At 60.9% G+C, this 23,918-nt stretch carries 22 protein-coding genes; 14 read left to right on the top strand and 8 right to left on the bottom strand.

From position 1 onward, the window contains the following. From wecB to AMM33_RS21760, 4 genes are all read left to right on the top strand, one after another. Window positions 1–1,137 (top strand): non-hydrolyzing UDP-N-acetylglucosamine 2-epimerase, encoded by a 1,137-nt coding sequence (gene wecB, locus AMM33_RS04285; RefSeq protein ID WP_090139137.1) that lies wholly within the window; start codon window positions 1–3, stop codon window positions 1,135–1,137. 4 nt (window positions 1,138–1,141) lie between these two features. Next, window positions 1,142–2,347: a glycosyltransferase family 4 protein gene (locus tag AMM33_RS04280; RefSeq protein ID WP_090139136.1), complete on the top strand. Its 1,206-nt coding sequence runs from the start codon at window positions 1,142–1,144 to the stop codon at window positions 2,345–2,347. Beyond that, window positions 2,344–2,826: a WbuC family cupin fold metalloprotein gene (locus AMM33_RS04275; RefSeq protein ID WP_090139135.1), complete on the top strand. Its 483-nt coding sequence runs from the start codon at window positions 2,344–2,346 to the stop codon at window positions 2,824–2,826. Before AMM33_RS04280 ends, AMM33_RS04275 begins: the two co-directional genes overlap by 4 nt. 384 nt (window positions 2,827–3,210) lie before the next feature. Next, window positions 3,211–3,399: a hypothetical protein gene (locus AMM33_RS21760; protein ID WP_194945231.1), complete on the top strand. Its 189-nt coding sequence runs from the start codon at window positions 3,211–3,213 to the stop codon at window positions 3,397–3,399. A gap of 298 nt (window positions 3,400–3,697) precedes the next feature. On the opposite strand, the gene AMM33_RS04270 is transcribed toward AMM33_RS21760, so the two are convergent. Further along, window positions 3,698–4,471: a DeoR/GlpR family DNA-binding transcription regulator gene (locus AMM33_RS04270; RefSeq protein WP_090139134.1), complete on the bottom strand. Its 774-nt coding sequence runs from the start codon at window positions 4,469–4,471 to the stop codon at window positions 3,698–3,700. A gap of 126 nt (window positions 4,472–4,597) precedes the next feature. On the opposite strand from AMM33_RS04270, the gene AMM33_RS04265 reads away from it, so the two are divergent. The 6 genes from AMM33_RS04265 (at window position 4,598) to AMM33_RS04240 (ending at window position 11,861) form a co-directional block, all read left to right on the top strand. Further along, on the top strand, window positions 4,598–6,301 hold the full coding sequence (locus AMM33_RS04265) for a glycerol-3-phosphate dehydrogenase/oxidase (RefSeq protein ID WP_228767953.1): 1,704 nt from the start codon (window positions 4,598–4,600) through the stop codon (window positions 6,299–6,301). Window positions 6,302–6,337: 36 nt separating this feature from the next. After that, window positions 6,338–7,504 carry a Gfo/Idh/MocA family protein gene (locus AMM33_RS04260; protein WP_228767952.1) on the top strand — a complete coding sequence of 389 codons (1,167 nt, stop codon included), beginning with the start codon at window positions 6,338–6,340 and terminating at the stop codon, window positions 7,502–7,504. A 162-nt stretch (window positions 7,505–7,666) separates the two neighbouring features. Continuing rightward, the gene (locus AMM33_RS04255) at window positions 7,667–8,746 is read left to right on the top strand and encodes an ABC transporter ATP-binding protein (protein WP_090139132.1); all 1,080 of its coding nucleotides are present in this window, start codon (window positions 7,667–7,669) and stop codon (window positions 8,744–8,746) included. Window positions 8,747–8,794: 48 nt separating this feature from the next. After that, window positions 8,795–10,060, top strand: coding sequence for an ABC transporter substrate-binding protein (locus tag AMM33_RS04250; protein WP_090139131.1), 1,266 nt, complete (start codon window positions 8,795–8,797; stop codon window positions 10,058–10,060). A gap of 89 nt (window positions 10,061–10,149) precedes the next feature. Continuing rightward, complete coding sequence (locus tag AMM33_RS04245; RefSeq protein WP_090139209.1) at window positions 10,150–11,028, top strand: carbohydrate ABC transporter permease; 879 nt, start codon at window positions 10,150–10,152, stop codon at window positions 11,026–11,028. 26 nt (window positions 11,029–11,054) lie between these two features. Then, window positions 11,055–11,861 carry a carbohydrate ABC transporter permease gene (locus AMM33_RS04240; RefSeq protein WP_228767951.1) on the top strand — a complete coding sequence of 269 codons (807 nt, stop codon included), beginning with the start codon at window positions 11,055–11,057 and terminating at the stop codon, window positions 11,859–11,861. A 21-nt stretch (window positions 11,862–11,882) separates the two neighbouring features. On the opposite strand, the gene AMM33_RS22700 is transcribed toward AMM33_RS04240, so the two are convergent. From AMM33_RS22700 to AMM33_RS04220, 5 genes are all read right to left on the bottom strand, one after another. After that, complete coding sequence (locus AMM33_RS22700) at window positions 11,883–12,314, bottom strand: hypothetical protein (RefSeq protein WP_194945230.1); 432 nt, start codon at window positions 12,312–12,314, stop codon at window positions 11,883–11,885. Between the two features lie 688 nt (window positions 12,315–13,002). Continuing rightward, window positions 13,003–13,782 (bottom strand): sulfite exporter TauE/SafE family protein, encoded by a 780-nt coding sequence (locus AMM33_RS04235; protein WP_090139129.1) that lies wholly within the window; start codon window positions 13,780–13,782, stop codon window positions 13,003–13,005. Continuing rightward, complete coding sequence (locus AMM33_RS04230) at window positions 13,779–14,309, bottom strand: flavin reductase family protein (RefSeq protein ID WP_228767950.1); 531 nt, start codon at window positions 14,307–14,309, stop codon at window positions 13,779–13,781. The genes AMM33_RS04235 and AMM33_RS04230 overlap by 4 nt, the downstream gene beginning before the upstream one ends. A gap of 89 nt (window positions 14,310–14,398) precedes the next feature. Then, window positions 14,399–15,325, bottom strand: coding sequence for an aldo/keto reductase (locus tag AMM33_RS04225; RefSeq protein WP_090139128.1), 927 nt, complete (start codon window positions 15,323–15,325; stop codon window positions 14,399–14,401). After that, complete coding sequence (locus tag AMM33_RS04220) at window positions 15,322–16,479, bottom strand: LLM class flavin-dependent oxidoreductase (protein ID WP_090139127.1); 1,158 nt, start codon at window positions 16,477–16,479, stop codon at window positions 15,322–15,324. Before AMM33_RS04220 ends, AMM33_RS04225 begins: the two co-directional genes overlap by 4 nt. An 88-nt stretch (window positions 16,480–16,567) precedes the next feature. Here AMM33_RS04220 and AMM33_RS04215 point away from each other — a divergent pair, with 88 nt between their 5' ends. Continuing rightward, a complete protein-coding gene (locus AMM33_RS04215; protein WP_090139126.1) occupies window positions 16,568–17,284 on the top strand; it encodes a GntR family transcriptional regulator in 717 nt (238 codons plus the stop codon). A 27-nt stretch (window positions 17,285–17,311) separates the two neighbouring features. Here the strand turns inward: AMM33_RS04215 and AMM33_RS04210 are convergent, their stop codons facing one another. Together AMM33_RS04210 and map are read right to left on the bottom strand one after the other, a co-directional pair. After that, entirely contained in the window at window positions 17,312–19,987 is a 2,676-nt protein-coding gene (locus tag AMM33_RS04210) for a [protein-PII] uridylyltransferase (RefSeq protein WP_090139125.1), read from the bottom strand. Window position 19,988: 1 nt separating this feature from the next. Then, a complete protein-coding gene (map, locus tag AMM33_RS04205; RefSeq protein WP_090139123.1) occupies window positions 19,989–20,816 on the bottom strand; it encodes a type I methionyl aminopeptidase in 828 nt (275 codons plus the stop codon). Between the two features lie 153 nt (window positions 20,817–20,969). On the opposite strand from map, the gene AMM33_RS04200 reads away from it, so the two are divergent. Genes AMM33_RS04200 through AMM33_RS04190 form a run of 3 tightly spaced genes read left to right on the top strand, consistent with a single transcriptional unit; the run spans window position 20,970 to window position 23,868 of the window. Further along, window positions 20,970–21,659, top strand: coding sequence for a GntR family transcriptional regulator (locus AMM33_RS04200; protein ID WP_090139121.1), 690 nt, complete (start codon window positions 20,970–20,972; stop codon window positions 21,657–21,659). Further along, window positions 21,656–22,528, top strand: coding sequence for a phytanoyl-CoA dioxygenase family protein (locus tag AMM33_RS04195; protein WP_090139119.1), 873 nt, complete (start codon window positions 21,656–21,658; stop codon window positions 22,526–22,528). The genes AMM33_RS04200 and AMM33_RS04195 overlap by 4 nt, the downstream gene beginning before the upstream one ends. After that, a complete protein-coding gene (locus AMM33_RS04190; protein WP_090139117.1) occupies window positions 22,525–23,868 on the top strand; it encodes an NAD(P)H-dependent oxidoreductase in 1,344 nt (447 codons plus the stop codon). The genes AMM33_RS04195 and AMM33_RS04190 overlap by 4 nt, the downstream gene beginning before the upstream one ends. The last annotated feature ends 50 nt before the right edge of the window (window positions 23,869–23,918 follow it).

The raw sequence follows: 23,918 nt of genomic DNA, 5'->3' as shown, positions 1-23,918 counted from the left end.
ATGAAAAAACTCAAAATCATGTCGGTCGTGGGCACGCGCCCCGAGATCATTCGGCTGTCTCGCGTGTTGGCCGCGCTCGACGCGCATTGCGACCATGTACTGGTGCACACGGGACAAAATTACGACTACGAGCTGAACCAGGTGTTTTTTGACGACCTGGGCGTGCGCAAGCCGGACTTTTTCTTGAACAGCGCCGAGGGCAGCACGGGCGCGGCCAACACCATTGGCAACCTGATCACTGGAGTCGATGGCGTGCTGGCCCAGGTGCAGCCCGAGGCGTTGCTGGTGCTGGGCGACACGAACAGTTGTTTGTCGGTGATTCCGGCCAAGCGGCGCAAGGTGCCGATTTTTCACATGGAAGCTGGCAACCGCTGCTTTGACATGCGGGTGCCCGAAGAGACCAACCGCCGCATTGTGGACCACACGGCAGACATCAATTTAACGTACAGCACGATTGCCCGTGACTATCTGTTGCGCGAAGGCTTGCCACCGGACCAGGTCATCAAGACGGGCAGCCCGATGTTTGAGGTGTTGCACCATTACCTGCCGCAGATTCAGGCCTCTGACGCGGTGGCGCGTTTGGGTTTGGTGGCAGGACAGTATTTTGTGGTCAGTGCGCACCGTGAAGAAAACATCGAGTCCGAGCGCAGCTTTGGCAAGCTGGTGCAGGTGCTCAACAGTGTGGCTGAGGAGCATGGTTTGCCGGTAGTGGTGTCCACGCATCCGCGCACCCAAAAGCGGGTGGACGCCATGGGCGCACAGTTTCACCCCAATGTGCGCCTGATGAAGCCGCTGGGTTTTCACGATTACGTCAACTTGCAGATGAACGCCAAAGCCGTGTTGTCGGACAGCGGCACGATCAACGAGGAGTCATCAATCTTGAACTTTCCGGCGCTGAACCTGCGAGAGGCGCATGAGCGGCCAGAAGGCATGGAAGAGGCCGCCGTGATGATGGTCGGCCTGGAGGTGGACCGTGTGCGGCAGGGCCTGGCCATTGTGGCCACGCAGGCGCGGGGCGAACAGCGCGATTTGCGCCTGGTGGCTGACTACAGCATGCCGAATGTGAGCGCCAAGGTGGTGCGCATCATTCACAGCTACACCGATTACGTCAATCGCGTGGTTTGGAAGCGGTACTGAGACGATGCGCATCGCTCTGATTGCGGATACGTTCCCGCCGCTGCGTACTTCTGGTGCGGTGCAATTGCGTGATTTGTCACGAGAGTTTGCGCGGCAAGGACATGCGCTGACCGTCATGTTGCCTGCAGCAGACTTGTCGACACCATGGCACTTGGATGAGCTGGACGGTGTGCAGGTCTTGCGTTTACGGGCGCCACGGACCAAAGATATTGGCTATGTGCGTCGTACCCTGGGTGAGTTGCTGATGCCGTTTGCCATGCAGCGCAATTTGCGTCGCAGTCCGCTGGCAGGGCAGCGCTGGGATGGTGTGGTTTGGTATGCGCCGTCGATCTTTCATGGTCCTTTGGCCAGTGCGCTCACGAAGTCCAGTGCGTGCAAGGGCTATCTGATCATTCGGGACATCTTTCCTGAATGGGCGGTGGACATGGGGCTGATGGGGCGTGGGTTGCCGTATCGGTTTTTTGATGCAGTGGCCCGTTACCAGTATGCCGTGGCCGATGTCATTGGTGTGCAAACACCAGGCAATAAGGCGTACTTTACTGAATGGCTGCGCAAGCCAGAACGCAGACTTGAAGTGCTGCAAAACTGGCTGGACAAGCCCGCACAGCAGCCTTGCTCGATTCGTGTGGACCAGACATCTTTGGCCGGGCGCAAGGTGTTTGTGTATGCCGGAAATATGGGCGTGGCGCAGGGCATGGACATCTTGCTGGACCTTGCAGCGCGCTTGCAGTCTCGTGATGACGTGGGTTTTTTGTTTGTCGGCCGAGGTAGTGATGCGCAGCGTTTGCGCGCAGCTGCACAAACGCGTGGCTTGTCAAATGTGCTGTTTTTTGACGAAATCGATCCGGACGAAATTCCGGATTTGTATGCCCAGTGCAGTGTGGGTCTGGTGGCACTGGATCCACGTCACAAGTCGCACAACATTCCTGGCAAGTTCCTGACCTATATGCAAAGTGGCTTGCCGGTGCTGGCCAATGTGAATGCGGGTAATGATCTTGCCGGTTTGATCCGGTCTGAGCGTGTGGGGCAGGTGTGCGAGAGTCATCGGCTCGAAGATCTTGTGCAGTTGGCGCAAACCCTTTTAGTGCAAGTAGATAGTGATACTGGTTTGTCGGAACGTTGCAATGCTTTATTTGATCGGGAATTTTCTGTAGAGCAGGCTGTTCGTCAGATAGTGGCATCGCTGTCTTCAGCAGAGGCTGTGAAGTGAAGATCTTTTCTGCTGCGCAGCTCAATGCGCTGGTGACACAAGCCGAGGTATCAGCACGGTTGCGACAGCATCAAAATATCCATAAAGCGTTTGACGAGCCTTGTCAGCGTTTGTTCAATGCCATCGAGCCGGGCAGTTACATTCGGCCACATCGGCACGCATCGGTGCCGCGCGATGAATTGCTGGTGGCAATCCGTGGATTGATGGCCCTGGTGACCTTTGATGACGAGGGGAAAGTCCAGCAAGTGGTTCGCTTTGGTTCGGAGAAGTACGGCCCGGACCTGGCCGTTGGTGTGGAGCTCGCACCTCAGACTTGGCATACCGTGGTGGCATTAGTTCCTGGTTCGGTGTTGCTGGAAGTGAAGGCGGGGCCTTTTGATCCCGCCCAGCCTAAAAATCTGGCCGATTGGGCTCCCGATGAGGGGAGTGAACGGGTGACTGAATACATGAATGAGTTGCAAAAAAGTGTCGAGGAATAATTAGAACAATTGGGGTCAGATCCCAATTTTTCTTTGATGACAAAAGAGCCTATTGGCTCTTTTGTCGTTTCTGTGCCCTGAAAATTTTCCCTAGATTCATTGGGGTCAGACCCCGATTGTTGTCGAGACAATACCCGCCAACCCAATATGCAAGGGCCCTGGCGCACTGTTTGTGAATGCGCAGCTGGACGAAGCCAGTGACCTGCAGCACATGACTGACCTCGATGCGCGATCGGCTCAAGCAAGGGCTTGGTGTGCGTAGCACGGTTTGTCTGGCGCAGGGCATGTCGTTTGTGACTGAGGCGGTGTTTTTGCCCCCGACCAAACTGGCCTTGATGCCGGGATGCGCGAGCGGTGGCTTTTCGGTGGTGTTGATGGTCGTGCGTGTCCACGATCCCTGTCAGCTTTGGGGGAGGCGGGCACGATGTCCTGTCTGAGCATATTTTGACGCGTTATCGGCAGACCTTGCAGCATGTGCAGGACGCCATTGAGCTGGCCGATCTGGCCATTCTGTATGGCACCTCAGACGAGGGCCGACAAGGCATTTCTGGCCTTATTGATCCGACCCTTTGAAGTCTGAAGGGTGACTTCAATCTTGCACCTTGTAGGAGCTAGCCCTGCTGGCGATCAGACGCTTGTGGACCACAGGCTTTTCGCTTGGCTGGAAGCGCCCACAAAATCCTCCCAACGGGCAACACACGGCTCAGACTTCTTCGGGCCGAATCTATAAGCTGGTGGCCCGTTGGCGTCATGAGGTGTGGCATTGGCAGGTGACACGGCCACCGGCTTGGGTCAAAAAAGTTCAGGCTTGGATGCCGCACATGCCGATTTCCCTGTGGCCCAAGAAGAACGTTCTTTCAGGCCCGCTCGTTCACCCCTGCCCCCCCGCCACCACGCACTTCACCCCCCATTCGCCCATGCGCTCGGCCAGTGCAGGGGCAGGGGGCTGGTCGGTGAAGAGCGTGTGCAGGGCGCTCAAAGGGGCCATTTCGATCATGGCCGGGCGGCCGAATTTGCTGTGGTCGGCCACCAGCCAGACCTGGCGTGACTGGGCCACGATGGCGCGGGCCACCATGACTTCGCGCAGGTCGTAGTCGCGCAGGGTGCCGTCGGCGTCGATGCCGCTGATGCCGATCAGGCCAATGTCGACCTTGAACTGGCGGATGAAGGCCAGCGCCGCTTCGCCCACCACGCCCAGGTCTTCGTGGCGCACGGTGCCGCCCGCCACCAGCACTTCGCACTGGTGGTTGGCCGCGAGGATGTGGGCCACATGCAGGTTGTTGGTCACCACGCGCAGGCCTTTGTGCTGCAGCAGTTCGCGGGCCACGGCCTCGACGGTGGTGCCAATGTTCATGAACAGGCTGGCACCGTCGGGGATGGCCTGGGCCACTTGCCGGGCGATGTCTTGTTTGGCCTGCGCCTGGGTGCGTTGGCGCTCGGTGTAGGTGGTGTTGCGTGTGGACGAGTCGGCCACCCGCACGCCGCCATGAAAGCGCTCCAGCATGGCCGCCTCGGTCAGGCGTTGCAGGTCGCGCCGCACGGTTTGCAGGGGGATTCCCAGCTGTTCGGCCAGGGTTTCTGTTTTGACGCTGCCGTGTTCGCGCACGGCTTGCAAAAGGGACAGTTGTCGAGGATTGAGGGCCATGGCAGTCGCTGGGGGGTCAGGGTCAGTACTCAGTTCTTCAGAATAGCGCAAAAACCGAGCGTTTCACCGATACAATCAAAAACACTCAATTAAGAACAACATTTTTCGATCATTTCAGGAAAATTTGTGGAAAATTCAAGCGCTTTGTCTTCTGATGCCCCCCGAGTGAATGCCTCCGGTGCGCCCACTGAACCCGATGCCCCATGGGATGTGTTGGTGGTCGGTGGTGGTGCCACGGGCCTGGGGGTGGCGGTGCAGGCGGCGCTGCAAGGCCAGCGCGTGGCCTTGCTGGAGGCGGGCGATTGGGCCTGCGGCACCTCGTCGCGCTCGACCAAGTTGCTGCACGGCGGCGTGCGCTACCTGGCGCAGGGGCATTGGCGGCTGGTGCGCGAGGCCTTGCGCGAACGCGCCACGGTGTTGGCCTTGGCCCCGCATTTGGCCCAGCCTTTGTCTTTTGTGGTGCCCGGGGCCAGTTGGCTGTCTTGGGTCTGGACGGGCATGGGCCTGAAACTCTACCAATGGCTGTCCGGGCGCTGGAGCTTGGGGCGCACGGTGGCCTTGTCGCGCCGCCAGTTGCTGGCGCGTTGCCCGGGTGATGTGGCCGGTGGCGTGGCGGGTGGCATTGCACCTGCTGCGGGCAGTGCTGCGCCGCAAAGCACTTGGGTGGCGGGCATGCGCTACTGGGATGCACAGTTTGAAGACGCGCGCCTGGCCTTGGCGCTGGCCAAGACGGCCCGCCGCGCCGGGGCCAGTTTGCACAACCACGCCCGGGTCACGGGCTTGCAGCGCGAGGCGCAGGGCTGGCGCGTGCAGTGGCTGGACGAGCGCAGCGGCCAAACCCGCGAGGGCCTGGCCCGTTGCGTGGTCAATGCGACCGGGGTCTGGGTCGATGGTTTGCGCCAGATGGCCTTGTCGACCAGCAGCAGCATCAGCGAAGGCCCCCAAGTCAAGCCGCTGGTCACGGCCAGCCAGGGCGTGCACCTGGTGGTGGCCCGCGAGCGTTTGCCCATTCGCGAGGCGGTGCTGATTCCGAGCACCGCCGATGGCCGTGTCTTGTTTGCCGTGCCTTGGCTGGGGGCCACCGTGATCGGCACCACCGACACCCCCCGCGCCGACGCGCCGCAAGAGCCCGTGCCCATGGCCGAGGAACTGGATTTTCTGTTTCGCGAAGCCCGCCAGTCGCTGGGCGTGAGCTTGGGCCGGGCCGATGTGCTGAGCGTCTGGGTCGGTTTGCGGCCCTTGGTGGTGCAGGGCGCAGCGGATGCGGCAGGCGGGTCGACCAGTCAAATGTCGCGCGAGCACCTGATTCGCCGCGAAGCCCCGGGTTTTGTGACGGTGACGGGTGGCAAGTGGACCACTTACCGCAGCATGGCCGAGCAGGTGATGCAGGCCCTGGCCGAGCACGGCGACTTGGCCACAGGGCCGGGCGTGGCCCCAAGCCCCGTGAACACAGCGTTGCACCGCTTGGTGGGTGCGCCGCCAGTTGGGCAACCCAAGCCTTCAGCCTCGGTTGCATGCTCCCGTATCGGCGACGCCCCCGGTTTGCATTTGTGGGGCACCGAGGCCGAAGAGGTGCTGCGCCTGCCCGGAGCCGGGCATGATCTGGGCATGGGCCTGAGCGAGGCCATGGTGCGCTTTGCGGCCCGCCATGAATGGGCATTGACGGTGGAAGACATGCTGGCCAGGCGTTGGCGTGCGCTGTTCCTCGATGCCCGGCAAGCGGCCCGCATGGCCCCGGCCGTGGCCGCTTTGCTGCGAGAAGAAACCGGGCTTGACCCCCGGCTCGATGCGTTTTTAGAACTCTGCCAGCATTACACCCTGGCCGATTGATTTTTGTTTCAACCCCCAACCTTTGAAGAGGCTGTCTTGACTATCCCCACGTCCACCCCCATTGCGACCACTCGTTACGGCATCATCGGCTGCGGCATGATGGGGCAGGAGCATTTGCGCAACATCGCCTTGCTGCCCGGTGCGCAGGTCACGCGCATTTTTGAGCCCGATGCAGACATGCTGACCAGCAGCCTGGCCTTGGTGCCGGGTGCGCAAAGCGCCGCCAGCCTGGCCGAGGTGGTCACCTCGCCCGATGTGGATTGCCTGCTGATCGCCAGCCCCAACTTTTGCCATGCGGACCAGCTGCGCGAGATTGCCCGCCTGCGGCCGCTGCCCGTTTTGCTGGAAAAACCTGCCTGTACCCATTTGGACGATGTGCGCAGCCTGGCTGCTTTGCAGGCCAGTTACCCGGCCCCGATATGGGTGGCCATGGAGTACCGCTACATGCCGCCCGTGACCATGCTGGCGCAAGAGGTGCATGGCCAGCAGCACACCGGCCCGGTCAAGATGCTGAGTATCCGCGAGCACCGCTTTCCGTTTTTGGTCAAGGTGGGAGACTGGAACCGCTTTAACCGCTACACCGGGGGCACCTTGGTCGAAAAGTGCTGCCACTTTTTTGACCTGATGCGCCACCTGACCCAAAGCGAGCCGGTGCGTGTGTTTGCCTCCGCCGGGGTGGACCATAACCACCTGGATGAAACCTATCCCGATGGCAGGCCCGATATTCTCGACAACGCCTATGTGATCGTGGATTTCGCATCCGGGCAACGGGCACTGCTCGAGCTGTGCATGTTTGCCGAAGGCGCTCGCTATCAAGAAGAAATTTCAGTGGTGGGGCCTTTGGGCAAGGCTGAATGCTTTGTGCCCGGCCCAGGACGTTTTTGGCCCGCGCATTTGGGCGATGCGCCCGTGCCCAAACTGGTCATCAGCCCGCGTGATCCCAAAGGCCCGCGCGAGCTGGATGTGCCCGTGGACCCGGTGGCGCTGGCAGCCGGTGACCACAACGGCTCCACCTTGTACCAGCACCAGAAGTTCAATGCCGTGGTGCGAGGGCAGGGCGCGGTCGAGGTGGGTTTGCGCGACGGTTTGGCGGCGGTGGTCATGGGCTTGGCGGCCCAAGAGTCGGCCCGAACCGGTCAGGCCATCGACCTCACACGAGGCGACTACAATTTGTCGGTTTTGTTGAATTCCGGCGCTGCTTGATTTTGATTTTTTCTCATTTAGGGGAAATTCATGGTCTTGTGAGGCGTTTTTTTTGTGTCGGATTGGCGATAACCCCAACATCTTTGTTGATCCAAATCATCTATGATTCATTCACGTCTTGCAAAGGGCGTTCTTTGTTATTCCATTTAAAGACACATTCCCATGGCATCCGTGCAATTGCAGCAAGTCCGAAAGAGTTACGACGGCAAAAATCAGGTCATCCACGGCATCGATCTCGAAATTCAACACGGCGAGTTCGTGGTCTTTGTCGGGCCCTCCGGCTGTGGCAAATCCACCTTGCTGCGCATGATCGCGGGTCTGGAGAGCATCACCGGCGGTGATGTGCTCATCGACGGCAAGCGCGTCAACGACGAGCCGCCGCGCAACCGCGACATCGCCATGGTGTTCCAGGATTACGCGCTCTACCCCCACAAGAGCCTGTACGACAACATGGCCTTTGGCTTGCGCCTGCGCAAAACCCCCGAAGACGAGATCAAGCGCCGCGTGATGGACGCCGCGCGTTTGCTGCGCATCGACCACATGTTGGACCGCAAACCTGCAGCGCTTTCGGGCGGCCAGCGCCAGCGCGTGGCCATTGGCCGGGCCATCGTGCGCCAGCCCAAGGTGTTTTTGTTCGACGAGCCCTTGTCCAACCTGGACGCGCAGCTGCGCAACGAGATGCGCAGCGAGATCAAAAAACTGCACCAGCGCCTGGGCGCGACCATCATTTACGTCACGCACGACCAGGTCGAGGCCATGACGCTGGCCGACCGCATCGCCGTCATGAGTGGCGGCCACAAGATGCAGTACGCCAGCCCCGATGAGATCTACAACCGCCCGGCCGCGCAGTTTGTCGCGGGCTTCACCGGCAGCCCGCCCATGAACCTGGTGAGCTGCCAGGTGCAAGCAGGTGGGGCAGACCTGGGGGGTGGCGCGCTGATCGCTTTGCCCGCCGACCTGCGCGAGCGCGCAGCGGCTGCGCCCGGCCATGTGTTTGGCATCCGCCCAGAAAACCTGTCCCTGGCCCCGCGCCATGTGCCTGGCGAGGTGGCGGTGCAGGCCCGCGTGGTCATCAGCGAGCCTTTGGGCGCCGAGACCCTGGTCACCTTCCAGGTCGGGAATGTCGAGCTGATTGCACGCTGCTCTGCCAGCTTCCGGGCCCCTGCGGGCACACCCCAAAACCTTTACCTCGACCCGGCCGCCATGCACCTGTTCAGCCAGGACAGTGGCCAGGCGATCTGAACCATTTTTCTTGTCAGTCCATTTGATTTCAACCCCAAGGAGACATCCATGAAGAAGCGTTATGCATTGAAACTGGCCGTAGTGGCCCTGGCCAGCACGATGGCGGCGGGCGCCGTGTGGGCGCAGCAAACCACTTTGCGTGTGTTTGTCGGCCCCAACCAGCGCCCCGACCTGCAAGCCAAGTTGTTTGAGCAGTACAACAAAGCCAACCCCGGCGTGAAGGTCGAGATCGAAACCGGCGGCGCCACCTCCGAACTGCAGCGCCAGTACCTGTCCACCGTGCTCAATGCCAAGGACTCGGCCATCGACTTGTTCCTGATCGACATCGTCAACCCGGCCCAGTACGCCTCCAAGGGCTGGATCGAGCCACTCGACAAATACGTGGGTGGCCCGGCCGCACTGCGCAACGACTATTTGCCCGTGTACCAAAACGCCAATGTGATCGGCGGCAAGGTCTACGCCATGCCCAGCCAGGGCGACGCCATGTTCATGTACTACCGCAAGGACCTGCTGACCAAGCACGGCGTGGCCGAGCCCAAGACCTGGGACGAGCTGGCAGCCGCTGCCAAGAAAATCATGGCGGCAGAAAACACCCCCAACCTGCAAGGCCTGTCCATCCAGGGCGCACCGATTGAAGGCGCGGTCTGCACCTTCTTGCTGCCTTATTGGGGCCAGGGCAAGCAGTTCAACGATGCGGCTGGCAAGCTGACGCTGGACAAGGCCGCTGCCGTCAAGGGCCTGCAAAGCTGGCTGGGCATGGTTGACCAGGGCGTGATCAAGAAGAACGTGGCCGAGGTCACCACGCCCGTCACCGTGAACGAATTCAAAGCCGGTCAGGCCGTGTTTGCGATCAACTGGGGCTTTGCTTTTGACCGCTTCAAGGACGACGCCGACTCCAAAGTCAAGGGCAACGTCGGCGTGATGCCCCTGCCCGCCATGACCGGCGGCAAGTCGGCCACCTGCATGGGCGGCTGGCAGTGGGCCATGAACGCTTACGGCAAGAACAAGGACGCCGCAGGCAATTTGATCAAGTTCCTGTCCTCCAAAGAGGCCAGCGCCTTCATCGCCCGCGAAGGCTCGATCCTGCCCGTGTTCCAGAGCGTCTATTCAGACCCCGCAGTGAACAAGGCCGTGCCGTGGTTCAAGGACGCCTTGCCTGTGGTGCTGGGCGCGCAAAGCCGCCCCATGGTGGAGGACTACGGCCAGGTGTCGGACATCATCCGCACCACCACCAGCGCCGTCCTGGCCCGCACCAAGACGCCTGAAGCCGGTGTGGACGAGATCGCTGCCCGTGTGGGCCGTTTGATGCGCTGATGCACTGATGTGCTGATGCCATCTTGACCCTGTCTGACCCCGGGCCCCAGGTGGGCCCGGGGTTTTCTGTGAGCCTTGTGAACTTGACCATGCTGTCCAAACTCCGCGATCCGACCGAAAAAACGCTGGCCTTGATGCTGCTGGCACCTGCTTTTTTGCTGCTGCTTTTGATCGTCGTCTACCCCATCGGCAAACTGGTCTACAACAGCTTGTTCGATGTGGACAAGACCGGCCTGTTTCTGGGGCTGACCAACTACGTGGACGTGGTGCAAGACCCCTTGTTCTGGAACGCCACCAAGAACACCTTGCTGATCACCCTGATCACCGTGCCCGGGGCCTTGATCGTGGGCCTGGGCCTGGCCATGCTGGCCAATCTGCCGTTCAAGCGCAAGTGGCCCGTGCGCCTGTCTTTGCTCTTGCCCTGGGCCTTGCCCCTGTCCTTTGCCGGCCTGATCTTTGCCTGGTTTTTTCACACCGAATATGGGGTGGTGAACGATGTGCTTTCTCGCCTGGGCCTGCAAACCGAGCCCACCAGCTGGCTCTTGAAGCCCAACTGGGCCTTCGCCGCCATTTGCCTGACCATCATCTGGAAGACCTCGTCCTTCATGGCCCTGATTTTGTTGGCTGGCCTGCAAATGATCCCCAAATCCCTGTACGAAGCGGCCGAGGTGGACGGCGCCAGCCGCTGGCAACAGTTTTGGGAAATCACCATCCCCATGCTCATGCCCAGCATCATCGTGGCGCTGATTTTCAGGACCATCACGGCGCTGCAGACCTTTGACATCCCCTACACCATGACCAAGGGCGGCCCGGGCGAAGCCACCGAAACCCTGGCCATGCTGATCCACAAATACACCATCGATTACTCCAGCATCAGCTTTGGCTCCACCTTGGCGGTGTTCATGTTTGTCATCTCTATGTTTGTCACCGGCTTTTACTTGCGCCATATTGGAAAGAACGCGTCATGAGAGAACAGTCTTTTTGGTCCGCCCCCATGCTGCGCTGGGCAGCGGCGGCCATCGTGGTGTTCAACGGCTTTTTCCCAGCCGTCTGGATTTTGTTCACATCGCTCAAGACCGAGACCGAGTTGGTGCAAAAACCCATCACCTGGTGGCCCGAGAACCCGATGCTGGGCAACTACGTGCGCGCCTTCACCGACCAGCCCTTGCTGCACTACATGAAAAACAGCGTCATCGTGGCCACGGGCGCCACCGTGTTGTCTTTGCTGGTGGCGGCGTTTGCGGCCTACGCCATCGCCCGCCTGAACCTCAAGCGGCGTGAGCTGATCCTGACCTGCATCGTGGCCTCCAGCATGTTCCCGCTGGTGACTTTGCTGGTGCCGATATTTGAGACCATGCGGGCTTTGGGCTGGCTCAACACCTACATGGCGCTGATCTTGCCGTACGTGGTGCTGAATTTGCCGGTGTGCACCTTGGTGCTGGTGAGCTTTTTCCAGAGCATTCCGCGAGACCTGGAGAACGCCGCCATGATCGACGGCTGCACCCGCTTGGGCGCTTTGTGGCATGTGGTGGTGCCGCTGGCCGCGCCCGGCGTCTTTACCGCAGGCATCCTGGCCTTTGTCAATTCATGGGACGAGTTTTTGCTGGCCTTGTCGCTCAACTCCAGCCCGGGCGCACGCACTTTGCCAGTGGGCATCACCTTGTACCAAGGCGAGTTCACCTTCCCCTGGCCGATCATTTCTGCGGCGCTCATCGTGGCCATTGTGCCGGTGGCCATCCTGATTGCGATTTTTCAGGAGCGGGTCGTTGGCGGTTTGACCCAGGGTGGCCTCAAGGGCTGACTCTGGATCCGGCAGTTTCTTTCATGTAACTGCCCGGATGGTCAGCTCTGGCGTGGGTGTTTGTGCTTGGGGAACACCCACCCGATGGGTGAACGGCGTCGCAAAGCACGGATTGTGTCTTGGTGACTGCTCTGTCGAAACCCTTGCCAACAGCCAGAGGCGGAGCAGACGCTCTGCCAATCCACCTGAATACGGCAACCCCATCCCGTCTTGGCTTGCAGACCGTTTTTGTGTCATCGCGCAGTCCAAGCGCTGCACTGGCATAGAGCGTGAGCGCAGCCGATACACGGCGTGCGCAAAGATTGCTGCATTGGGCCAATTCAAGACCAGGTACAGGCCAATACACCGCGTGTGGCGCTTGACCACCGCCGCCATCTTGCGACAACGCAACAGCCCGAAATCGATCGTGCCCACATCAAGTGCTTTTTGAGGTGTGCTGTTAGCTTTCGGCATTGCCCGTCCTCACATCAGGATTCGCTATTGATCCGGCCCTGTGAAGTTTGCAGGGTGACTTCAATCTTGCACCTTGTTGGAGCTAGCCCTGCTGGCGATCAGACGCTTGTGGAGCACAGGCTTTTCGCTTGGCTGGCAAGCTCCCACAAAATACTCCCAACGGGCAACACACGGCTCAGACTTCAGCGGGCCGAATTTATAACTCAATGTTCGGGCAATTCACGGGCAAAGCCGTCCTCGTGTTTACGGACTACGGTCAAATATCCGGGGTATGTTCCGGCCCCATGAAGTTGGCAAGGCCCTTCACCTTCAGAAGCGGCGCCCCGCCGACATCAACTCTCGCAGACCAACACCCATCGCAAAGGCGGCAGGAGCAAAAGTGCTGCCAATATATGCCAAGCGTCTGATCTTCGTTTCAGACTTCAAACGGCCTGATTAAAGTCGACAAAAGACCGGCACTGGTGCCATCGTCAGTGGCAAACAGCAAGGAATGCACCGTGCTGACCAAGCAGGAACATGGTGTCGAAACTTTTATGACAAGGCCTGAACCAGCATGTGCGGGGCTGTGTGGCTCAGTTGTTCGCCCGTGAAAAACGGGCGAGTCAAGCGTTCCCGGATGGTGATCAGCCCAGTTTTGCCCGCGCAGTCCCGGGCATGCATAAAGGCGACAAACCCTTGAGTTGAGCCTTCAATACAGCAGCATGTGGGCCGCCACCAGGGCCAAAAATCCGGCGAAGGCCATTTGCAATTTGCGCTTGTCCATGCGCTGGGACAGGCGTGCACCCCAGTTGGCAAACATGATGCTGACCAAGCTGATGCCCACAAAGGCGGGCCAGTGCACATAACCCCAGGTTTGCGCTCCATGGGGACCGGTCAGGGCCAGACCCACCGCGCCGATCAGCGAGATGGGGATGGCCACGGCCGAGCTGACCACCACGGCCTGGCGCATGTCCACACCGCGCAGCACCAGGTAAGGCACGGTCATGGCGCCGCCGCTGACGCCCAACAAAGTCGACAGGTGGCCAATGAAAGCGCCTGCACCCAAAAGTTCGTTGCGCTGGGGGATGGGTTTGACGAGAGATTCTTTTTTGGGGCGCAGCAAGCTCAGGCAGGTGCTCAGTGCAAACAGGCCAAAACCCAGTTTGAGCCATTGCGATGGCAGCCAGTTGGCCAGCCAGACCGCCGTGATCGAGCCCAGGCTCACGGCCAAGGCCAGCCAATGCAGGCGATCAAATTGCAGGCGTTTGGCGCGCCAATGGGTCCAGGAACTGGTCAATGAGGTGACGACAATGCAGGCCAGCGAGGTGGCCACTGCAAAGTGCATGACTTCGGGGCCCAGCACCGGGTCGGTGTGCCAAAGAAAGTAGAGCGTGGGCACGATGACCAGGCCACCGCCCACACCAAACAAACCTGCGGTGAAGCCGCCAGCTGCGCCCACCAGCACAAACAACAACCAAAGCGGGATCATGCAGGCAGGGCCTCGAATTGGCCAAAGCGGCTGCGCCAGAAAGTCAGGGCGCTCGCGTCGTCTTGCCAGCCAAAGTTTTGCACCTGGCCGATCACGATGTGGTGGTCGCCCGCATCCACCAGTTGGTGGAGTTGGCAGTCAAACCAGGCCACGGCCGCATTCAAACGTTGGCGCTGGCTGTCTTGGCGTGTGGTGGGCACTCCGGCAAAGCGTGCGGCCATGTCCCCCGTGGCGAACTGTTTGGCCAGCGCTTCTTGCTCACTGGACAAGACATTGACCGTGAAGCCTCCCGAGCGGGTGAAGGCGTCCAGGCTGCTGGCTGCTTTGCGGATGCTCCACAGCACCAGCCGGGGCTCCAACGAGACTGACGAAAACGAGTTGCAGGTCATGCCCCAGTCGCTGCCTTGCCAGTGGGAGGTGACCACCGTCACCCCGGTGGCAAAACAGGACAAGGCTTTGCGGTATTCGGCCGGGTCGGACGAGGGGGCTTGAGCGGCGGCAGGCATGGCATCGGGCATGTGGCGCATGGGTACTTTCAAACAGTCGGGGTCAAATTTTGGGGAAAAAGGAGCTTGTGCTGCGCCCCCCAACAGGGGGGCGGGCAGGCCTTGGCCCATCAGGGCACTTCGTGGCCGTTGGCCAATTCGTACAGTTCGTACCAGGTCTGGCGGTCCATGGGCACGCGGGCGGTGTCGCCAAAGCGGGCGATGCGCTCGATCTGGTTGGTGCCCATGACAGGCAAGACCTGCACCGGGTGGTGCATCAACCAAGCCATGGCCACGGCGGTGGTGTCGGTGCCTGCAGCTTGGGCCAGCTCGGCCAGCTTGGGGGCCAGGCGTGCTGCCGCGGTGCCAGGCGTGCCCGCTTGCGAATGCAGTCGACCGCCGCCCAGAGGGGACCAGGCCATCACCGGCATGCGGTGCTGCTGGGCATGGGCCAGTTGGCCGTTGATGAAGGGGGCAGGGTTCAGCAAGCCCAGCTCAATCTGGTTGGTTTGCAGCTTGTGCTTCATGCACGACTGCAGCAAATCCACGTCCCAGGGCATGAAGTTGGACACGCCTACGCCGCGCAGCTTGCCGCTGTCGATCAGGCCGTCCAGACACGCGCCCAGGGCTTGTGCGTCCATCAGGGGGTCGGGGCGGTGGATCAAAAGCAGGTCGATCACGTCCACGCCGATGCGGCTGAGCGAGCGCTCGACGCTGGCGGTGACGTGGGCAGCGCTGGTGTCGTAATGCTTGACGCGGGTGTTCGGCCATTTGTCCGACAACAGCATGATGTCGGTCTTGGTGACGATCTCAATCTGGTCTTTCAGGCTGGGGCGGGCTTTGATGGCCTGACCAAATAATGCTTCGCAGCTGTAATTGCCGTAGATGTCGGCATGGTCAAAGGTGGTGATGCCTTGCGCCAGACAGGCGTCAATGCGCGCCAGGTTGGCGTTGACCGAATGATCTGCGGCTTCGGACAGGCGCCACACGCCATAGGCCATGCGGCTGAGGCTGCGGCCGTTGGGCAGCGTGATGCGGCCGATGTGGTTTGAACTCATTTGCGAACTCCTGTGCCCAGGGGTGTGGGCGGTGTTTGGGCCGGAACACGGCCATATTCTTGGGCAAGGGACACGGTTTTGAGCTGCGGCAACACTTTGGTGCCGAAGATTTCGCATTCCTGCAGGTGGGGGTAACCGGAAAAAATGAAGGCCCGAATGCCCATCTTCTGGTAAGCCTCGATTTCGCTGAGCACCTGGTCCACGCTGCCCACCAAGGCTGCGCCGCAGCCGCTTCGGGCACGGCCCACGCCGGTCCACAGGTGGGGCTCGATGTAGCCTTCGTCGTCTGCGCGGTCGCGGTTGGCGCTTTGCAGCGACACGCCCAAGCTGGTGGCGTCCAGGGCCCGGCGGCGGATTTCGCGGCCCTTTTCGTCGTCCAGCTGCGACACCAGTTCGGCCGCGTATTCCCGCGCCTCGGCTTGTGTGTCACGCACGATCATGTGCACCCGCAGGCCGTAGTCGAGCAAGCGGCCATGCTTTTCGGCTTGGGCGTGCACATCGCGCATGCGCTGGGCCAACACATCTTTGGGCTCGGGCCACATCAAATAGGTGTCGCAATGCGCACCGCACAGGGCCAGGGCATCGGGGCTGTAACCACCGAAATACAGCAAGGGTCCACCGTTGGTCTGGTAGGGGCGTACCGGGTCGGTAGACAGGCCCTTGAGTTTGTAGATCTCGCCGTCGTAATTGATTTCGTCCTGGGTCCAGGCTTGCTTGAGGATTTCGACCACTTCCCATGAGCGGCGGTAGCGGTACGCGCTGTCTTCTTGTTGACCCGGAAAGTCGGACGAGATGACGTTGAGCGTGAGGCGTCCCTCCAGAATGTGGTCCAGTGTGGCCACGGTGCGTGCCAGCATGGCCGGGTGGGTTTCGCCGCAGCGGATGGCTGCCAGCAGGTTCATGCGCTTGGTTTTGTGGGCCACAGCGGCGGCAAAGGTCAAGGTGTCCTGGCCGACTTGGTAGGATGATGGGCACAGGATGTTGCGGTAGCCCAATTGATCTGCGCGCTCGACAATGCGGCTGGTGTTGGCCCAGTTGCTGCGCAAATCACCTTCGGGCACGCCCAGGTGGCGAAAATCATCGGAACACAAAGGGGCGAACCAGGCCACTTCGGCACCCTGGACGTCTTCTCCTTTGACGGGAACAATGCTCATGTCGAACTCCTCATGAAAGTGAATGAATGATATATGAATTGACTCACCTTGGCATTCGGGTTTCCCCGAGTTTTGAGGTTTTAGCCTTATGAAAGTGGCCACTGCTGCCAAACCATTGCCTGTTTACCTGCAGATTGCGGAATTGCTGGCCCGACAAATCAAGGCCGGTTATTGGCACAGCGGTGAGCGTTTGCCCACGGAGGCCGAGCTGGCCCAACGCCTGTCGGTGGCGGTGGGCACCTTGCGAAAATCGCTGGCTTTGCTGGAGGCGCAAGAGGTACTTGAACGCATCCAGGGTTCGGGCACTTACGTGCGCCAAACCCGGGGGACGGCGCAAATTTACGAGCTGTTTCGCCTGGAGTTGACCGATGGCCCGGGCTTGCCAACCGCGCACATTCTGGACTTGAGCCAGCAGTACTTGCCCGCCCAATGGCCGGCGCTGGTGGCGCCGGGCGCCGCTTGCTGGCGGGTGCGCCGCATGCGGTTTTTGAGTGGTCAGCCTGTGGCGCTCGAAGAAATCTGGTTTCCGGCCGGCGCTTGCCCCGACCTGAGTCTGCAGGAGTTGGGCGATTCCATGTATTTGTTCTACCAGCAGCGCCTGGGGGTCTGGATTGCCCGGGTGGAAGACCAGATCAGCGCCGCAGCTGCGCCCGACTGGGCCGCTTTGCCGCTGGGCCTCTCGCCCGGTGACTGCAGCGGTTATATCGAACGCCTTTCGTGGACGGCGACCAACCAGTTGGCCGAGTTTTCGAAAACCTGGTTTGATCCGGCGGTGTGCCGCTACAGCTCGCGCATGAGCCAATGATGTACAGCGGGGCTGAGCAGCTTGGCCTCACCCCGCCTGCAGTGCCGCCAGCAACTCCGTTTCGATCTCGATCTGCGCCTTGTTTTGCTGCAACTCGGCGCCGCTGATCAGGAACGTGTCTTCCACGCGTTCGCCGAGGGTGCTGATTTTGGCCAGCTGCAGGTCAATGCCGTGTTTGGCCAGCACCGTGGCGATGCTGTAGAGCAAGCCGATGCGGTCACTGGCCGAGATGCTGAGCAGCCAGTTTTGGGCCTTGTCGTCGGGCTTGAGGGTGACGCGTGGCGTGACCGGGAAGCTCTTGACCCGCCGCGACACGCGACCGCGGGTGGGCGGGGGCAGGGGGCCTTGTTTTTCCAGTGTTTGCGTCAGGCCGGACTCGACCATGGTCATCAGTTCGCGGTAATGCTCGGGCAGCATGGGCGTGACGATCTGGAACGTGTCCAGCGCCCAGCCGGTGCGTGTGGTGTGGATCTTGGCGTCCAGAATGCTGAAGCCCGATTGGTCAAAATGACCGCAAATGCGGGCAAACAAGTCGGGTTGGTCGGGCGTGAAGACGAGCACCTGCAGGCCTTCTCCTACCGGGGATATGCGTGCGCGCACAATGGGTTTGTCCGGGCTTTCGGCGGGTTTGGCCACATGGCGCGACAACTGGCGGGCGTGCCAGGCGATGTCAGATGCATCGTGGCGCATGAAATAGCCCACATCCAGCGTGTCCCACAGGGCTTTTTGGCCTTCGTGCGGCTGGCTGTGGCGGGCCAGCTCGATCAGGGCGTCTCGCTTGCGGGCCTCGACTTCGGCGTTGGCGTCCGGTGCGCGGCCGCCCAGCACACGCAGGGTGGATTTGTACAGGTCTTCCAGCAGCTTGCCTTTCCAGGCGTTCCACACTTTGGGGCTGGTGCCGCGAATGTCGGCCACGGTGAGCAAATACAGCGCGGTCAGGCGACGCTCGTTGCCCACACGCTGGGCAAACCGGCCGATGACTTCCGGGTCGCTCAGGTCTTCCTTTTGGGCCACATGGCTCATGGTCAGGTGCTCGCCCACCAAAAATTCGAGCAACTGGGCGTCGGTTTTGTCGACCCCGTGCTGGCGGCAGAAGGTGCGCACCTCGGCAATGCCCAGCTTGGAGTGGTCGCCGCCCCGGCCTTTGGCAATGTCGTGAAACAAGGCGGCGGTGTATAAAATCCAGGGCTTGTCCCAGCCTCCGGCCAGTTGCGAGCAAAACGGGTATTCGTGGGCGTGCTCGGCCATGAAAAAGCGCCGCACATTGCGCAGCACCATCAGGATGTGCTGGTCCACCGTGTAGGCATGAAACAGGTCGTGCTGCATCTGGCCGACGATGCGCCGAAACACCCACAAATAGCGCCCCAGCACCGAGGTTTCGTTCATCAAACGCATGGCGTGTGTGATGCCCTGGGGCTGCTGCAAGATCTGTAAAAACATCTGCCGGTTGACCGGGTCGGCGCGAAAGCGCCCGTTCATGATGGCCCGCACGTTGTACAGTGCCCGCAGCGTGCGGGCCGACAAGCCTTTCACACCCGGCGTGGCTTGGTAGAGCAAAAAAGTCTCCAAGATGGCGTGGGGGTGCTTTTGGTACAGGTCGTCGCTGGCCACCTCGATCAGGCCGGCTTTTTCAAAAAACCGCTCGTTCAAGGCGATGCGATCTGAAGTCGACTCGCCCCTTTCTGCATGGAGCCTGTCTTCGATGTTGAGGAGCAAAATCTGGTTGAGCTGGGTCACCGCCTTGGCGGCCCAATAGTATTGGCGCATCAGCTTTTCGCTGGCGCGCAAAGCCAAACGGCCTTCAGGTGTCACGTCAGAGCTGTAGCCAAAGGACTCGGCTACATTGGTCTGCAGGTCAAACACCAGCCGGTCTTCGCGCCGCCGGGCCTGCAAATGCAAGCGGGCGCGGATCAGGCCCAGCAGGGCTTCGTTGCGCTTGATCTGCCGTGCCTCCAGTGGTGTGGCCAGGCCTTTGCGGGCCAGTTCGTCCCAGCTGTGGCCCAAACCGGCAGCGCGGGCCACCCACAAAATGACCTGCAAATCACGCAGCCCGCCAGGCGATTCCTTGCAGTTGGGCTCCAGGGCGTAGGGCGTGTCTTCGAACTTGGTATGTCGCTGGCGCATTTCCAGGGTTTTGGCCACCCAAAAAGCCTGCGGGTCCATGGCTGCCTGGAACTGCTTTTGAAACTCGGTGAACAAGCGGGTGTTGCCGGTCACACGGCGCGACTCCAGCAGCGAGGTCTGCACCGTGATGTCTTTGCCCGACTCGGCCAGGCACTCGCTCAGGGTGCGCACGCTGGAGCCAATCTCCAGGCCAGTGTCCCAGCAGCTGCCAATGAAGCGTTCGAGCTGCCCCTGCAATTCGGGCGAAGCCTCTGGCGATTGGCCGTCGGGCAAGAGCACCAAGACATCCACATCCGAATAGGGAAACAGCTCGGCCCGCCCAAAACCACCCACGGCCACCAGGCACACATCGGGCGCAAATCCCGCGTTTTGCCACAGTTCAATCAACAGCCCATCGGCCAGGATGGACAGTTGCCGAAGCGTTTGCTTGAGTCCACGCGCCACGGCACCGCTGTGCGCCAGGCTGTGCAAAACGGCGGCTTTGTCGTGCTTGTAGGTCTCGCGCAGCTGGGCCAAGTCGGTCAAAGGGGAGAGACCTGCGGGGCCAGTCTGATCTGTGGAGGTGGCCTGAGCGCTCATCTCAGGCGGTGGCTTTGTCGGGGATGACGGGCTGGATGAATGCCGGGATGGCGGGGCTGCCTGCAGACAAGGTCAAGACCTCGTAGCCGGTTTCCGTCACCACCACCGTGTGCTCCCATTGGGCCGACAGCGAATGGTCTTTGGTCACGATGGTCCAGCCGTCGCCCATTTCCTTGATGTCGCGCTTGCCTGCGTTGATCATGGGCTCGATGGTGAACACCATGCCGGGCACCAACTCGACCAGGGTGCCGGGCTTGCCGTAATGCAACACTTGCGGCTCTTCGTGAAAGCCTCGGCCAATGCCGTGCCCGCAAAACTCGCGCACCACTGAAAAGCCGTGACCTTCGGCAAATTTTTGAATGGCATGGCCAATGTCACCCAAATAGGCGCCGGGCTTGACCTGCTCAATGCCTTTCCACATGGCTTCATAGGTGACCTTGGCCAGGCGTTTGGCTGCGATTGAGGCTTCGCCCACATGGAACATGCGGCTGGTGTCGCCGTGCCAGCCGTCCTTGATGGTGGTGATGTCGATGTTGAGTGAGTCGCCTTTTTTGAGCGGCTTGTCGTTGGGAATGCCGTGGCAGACCTGGTGGTTGATCGAGGTGCAGATCGACTTGGGATAGGGCTTGTAGCCACCTGGCGCGTAGTTCAGCGGGGCGGGAATGCAGCCTTGCACATCGACCATGTAGTCGTGGCACAGCTTGTCGATTTCGTTGGTGGTGATGCCAGGTTTGATGAAGGGTTCGATGTAGTCGAGGACTTCGGAGGCCAGGCGGCAAGCCAGGCGCATGCCTTCGATGTCTTGGGCGGTTTTGAGGGTGATCGTCATAGGGCAGATTATCCCATTGACCCCCTGGGGCTGGTTGCCGGGCCTTCCAACAACCCCACGAGGGTATTCAAGCGGCTCAACCCAGCAGTGTGCTGAGCACCGGGTAAACACGGGTTGGAGGTATGCACGAAAATTTGTATTCTGTATACAGAAATGAGCCATCCAGCCCTTCAATTGACCACTGCCCCCGATCTCGTCGAGCAAATTTACGCCCGCTTGCTCGACGCGATCAGCGAAGGCAGCTTGGCGCCGGGCGAACGGCTGACACAAGACGATCTGGCGCAGCGCTTTGCGGTGTCACGTCAACCTGTGCTGCAGGCCCTGCGCCTGCTCAAAAAAGACGGTTTTGTGGAGGATGCGCCTGGCCGAGGTGTGCGGGTCACGCAGCTGGATGTGGGCTGGATTGCACAGGTTTACCAGGTGCGCGGCAGTCTGGACGCCTTGGCTGTGCGGCTGGCGGCCGAACGCGGTGCCCGCTTGGCACCGGGCATCTTGCGCCAGGGCCGCCGTGCCGAAAGTGGGCGAGACGTGCAAGCCATGATCCAGGCCGACTTGGCCTTTCATCGGGCCATCTACGAAGCGTCAGGCAACCCGCTGATCGCGCAAAGCATTGACCTGCACTGGCACCACCTCAAGCGCGTCATGGGTGCGGTGCTGCAATCCTCGCAACAACGTCAAACGGTGTGGGACGAACACGAAGCGATTGCACAGGCCATTGCCGCGTCAGATGTCGATCTGGCCGTTCGCCTGGTGCAAGAACACGCACAAGAGGCCAGCGTGCAACTCACAGCCCGCTTGATCGAACAACTTTCCCACCCCCCTCAAAAAGGAGCGCAAGCATGAGATTGACCCCTGAGCAATTGGCGCAATTTGACCGCGATGGTTATTTGTTTTTCCCTGGTTTGTTCACCCCTGAAGAAACCAAAGCGCTGACCGATGCCGTGCCCGAGTTGTACAGCCGCCGCGAGGCCTACAACGTGCGCGAAAAAGGCAGCGACGCCGTGCGCACCAACTTTGCCGCCCACATGTACAGCGAGCCTTTTGCCAAGTTGGCGCGCCACCCCCGCATGATCGGGCCGGTGCAAGACCTGTTTGGCGAAGAGCTCTACATGCACCAGTTCAAGATCAACGGCAAGATGGCTTTTGAAGGCGATGTGTGGCAGTGGCACCAAGACTACGGCACCTGGCTCAACGACGACATGATGCCCACCGAGCGGGCCATGAACGTGGCGATTTTCTTGGACGACGTGAACCCCTTCAATGGCCCGCTGATGTTCATCCCCGGCAGCCACAAAAAGGGCGTGGTCGAGGCCAAACACGACCTGTCCACCACCAGTTACCCCTTGTGGACGGTGGACAATGACCTGATTGCCCAGTTGGTCGAGCGCGCTGGCGGCAAAGAAGGCGGCATCGTCAGCCCCACGGGCCCAGCCGGCTCCATGATCTTGTTCCATAGCTGCTTGGTGCACGCCTCGGCCAGCAACCTCTCGCCCTGGAACCGGGTGAGTGTGTACCTGAGCCTGTGCGCCGTGTCCAACCACATCCGCCGCCACAAGCGCCCCGAATACATCGCCCACCGCGACTTCACGCCCATCAGCTGCTTGCCCGACGACTGCCTGGTCAACAGCTACCCGGTGGACTTGCCCTGGAAGGGCGGCATGCCCGAAAGCGCCCTGAAAACTTCGCTCGATGTCTTGAAAGAAGCCGCATGAACCTGCACGCCAAACTCCTGCAACGTGCGGCCGAAAACCGCCCCATCCGCATCGGCCTGATCGGTGCGGGCAAATTCGGCTCCATGTACTTGGCGCAAATTCCGCGCACCCCCGGCGTGCACTTGGTGGGCATTGCCGACCTGTCGCCCGACGGTGCCCGCGCCAACCTGGCCCGCGTGGGCTGGGAAGCTGAGCGCCTCACGGCCACCAGCTTGGACGATGCGGTCAAAAACAGTACCACTTACGTTGGCGACGATTGGCAAAGCCTGGTGCGCCACCCGGCGGTGGACGTGATCGTGGAATGCACAGGCTCCCCCCTTCACGCGGTGGACCACATTCTGGAAGCCTTTGCCCACCGCAAACATGTGGTCAACGTCACGGTAGAGGCCGACGCCTTTTGCGGCCCTTTGCTTGCGACTCGTGCGCAAACGGCGGGCGTGGTGTACTCATTGGCTTTTGGCGACCAGCCCGCGCTCATTTGTGATTTGGTCGATTGGGCACGCACCTGCGGATTTCCGGTCGTGGCCGCAGGCCGGGGCCACAAGTGGTTGCCGCACTTCAGTGAATCCACGCCCGAGACCGTGTGGGGCTATTACGGCCTCACGCCCGAGCAGGCCGAGCGCGGCGGCCTGAACCCCAAAATGTTCAACAGCTTCTTGGACGGCTCCAAGCCCTCGATCGAGAGCACTGCCGTGTCCAATGCCACCGGTTTGGGCGTGCCCAGCAACGGTTTGCTGTACCCCCCCGCCAGCGTGGAAGACATTCCCTACGTCACCCGCCCGATCTCGGAAGGCGGTGTGCTCGAGCGCAAGGGCATGGTCGAGGTGATCTCGAGCCTGGAAACCGATGGCCGAAAAATCCCCTACGACATCCGCATGGGCGTGTGGGTCACGGTGGAGGCCGAAACCGACTACATCAAGAACTGCTTTGAAGAGTACAACGCCCACACCGATCCGTCGGGCCGTTACTTCACGCTCTACAAGCGCTGGCACTTGATTGGCCTCGAAGTGGGCGTGAGTGTGGCGAGCGTCGCACTGCGCAACGAGCCCACGGGCGTGGCCATCGGCTGGAACGCCGACGTGGTGGCCACCGCCAAACGAGATTTGAAGCCCGGCGACATGCTGGACGGCGAGGGCGGCTACACCGTCTGGGGCAAGCTGCTGCCAGCGGCCACCTCCAAGCGCATGGGCGGCGTGCCGCTGGGCCTGGCGCACGGCGTGAAAGTCATTCGCCCCGTGGCCAAAGGCCAAAGCCTGACTTGGGACGACGTGGCCATGGACACCAGCACCCATGCCTACCAAATCCGGCGCGAAATGGAGGCGACTTCGGTGCTGGGTTGATCGGTCCTGCACGTTCTGATCAAAGAGCCGAGCCGCTTGTGCGGCACGGC

The sequence above is a fragment of the Limnohabitans sp. DM1 genome (genome assembly GCF_001269385.1).
GTDB lineage: Bacteria > Pseudomonadota > Gammaproteobacteria > Burkholderiales > Burkholderiaceae_C > Limnohabitans_A.
This window is presented reverse-complemented; position numbering and strand designations above follow the sequence as displayed.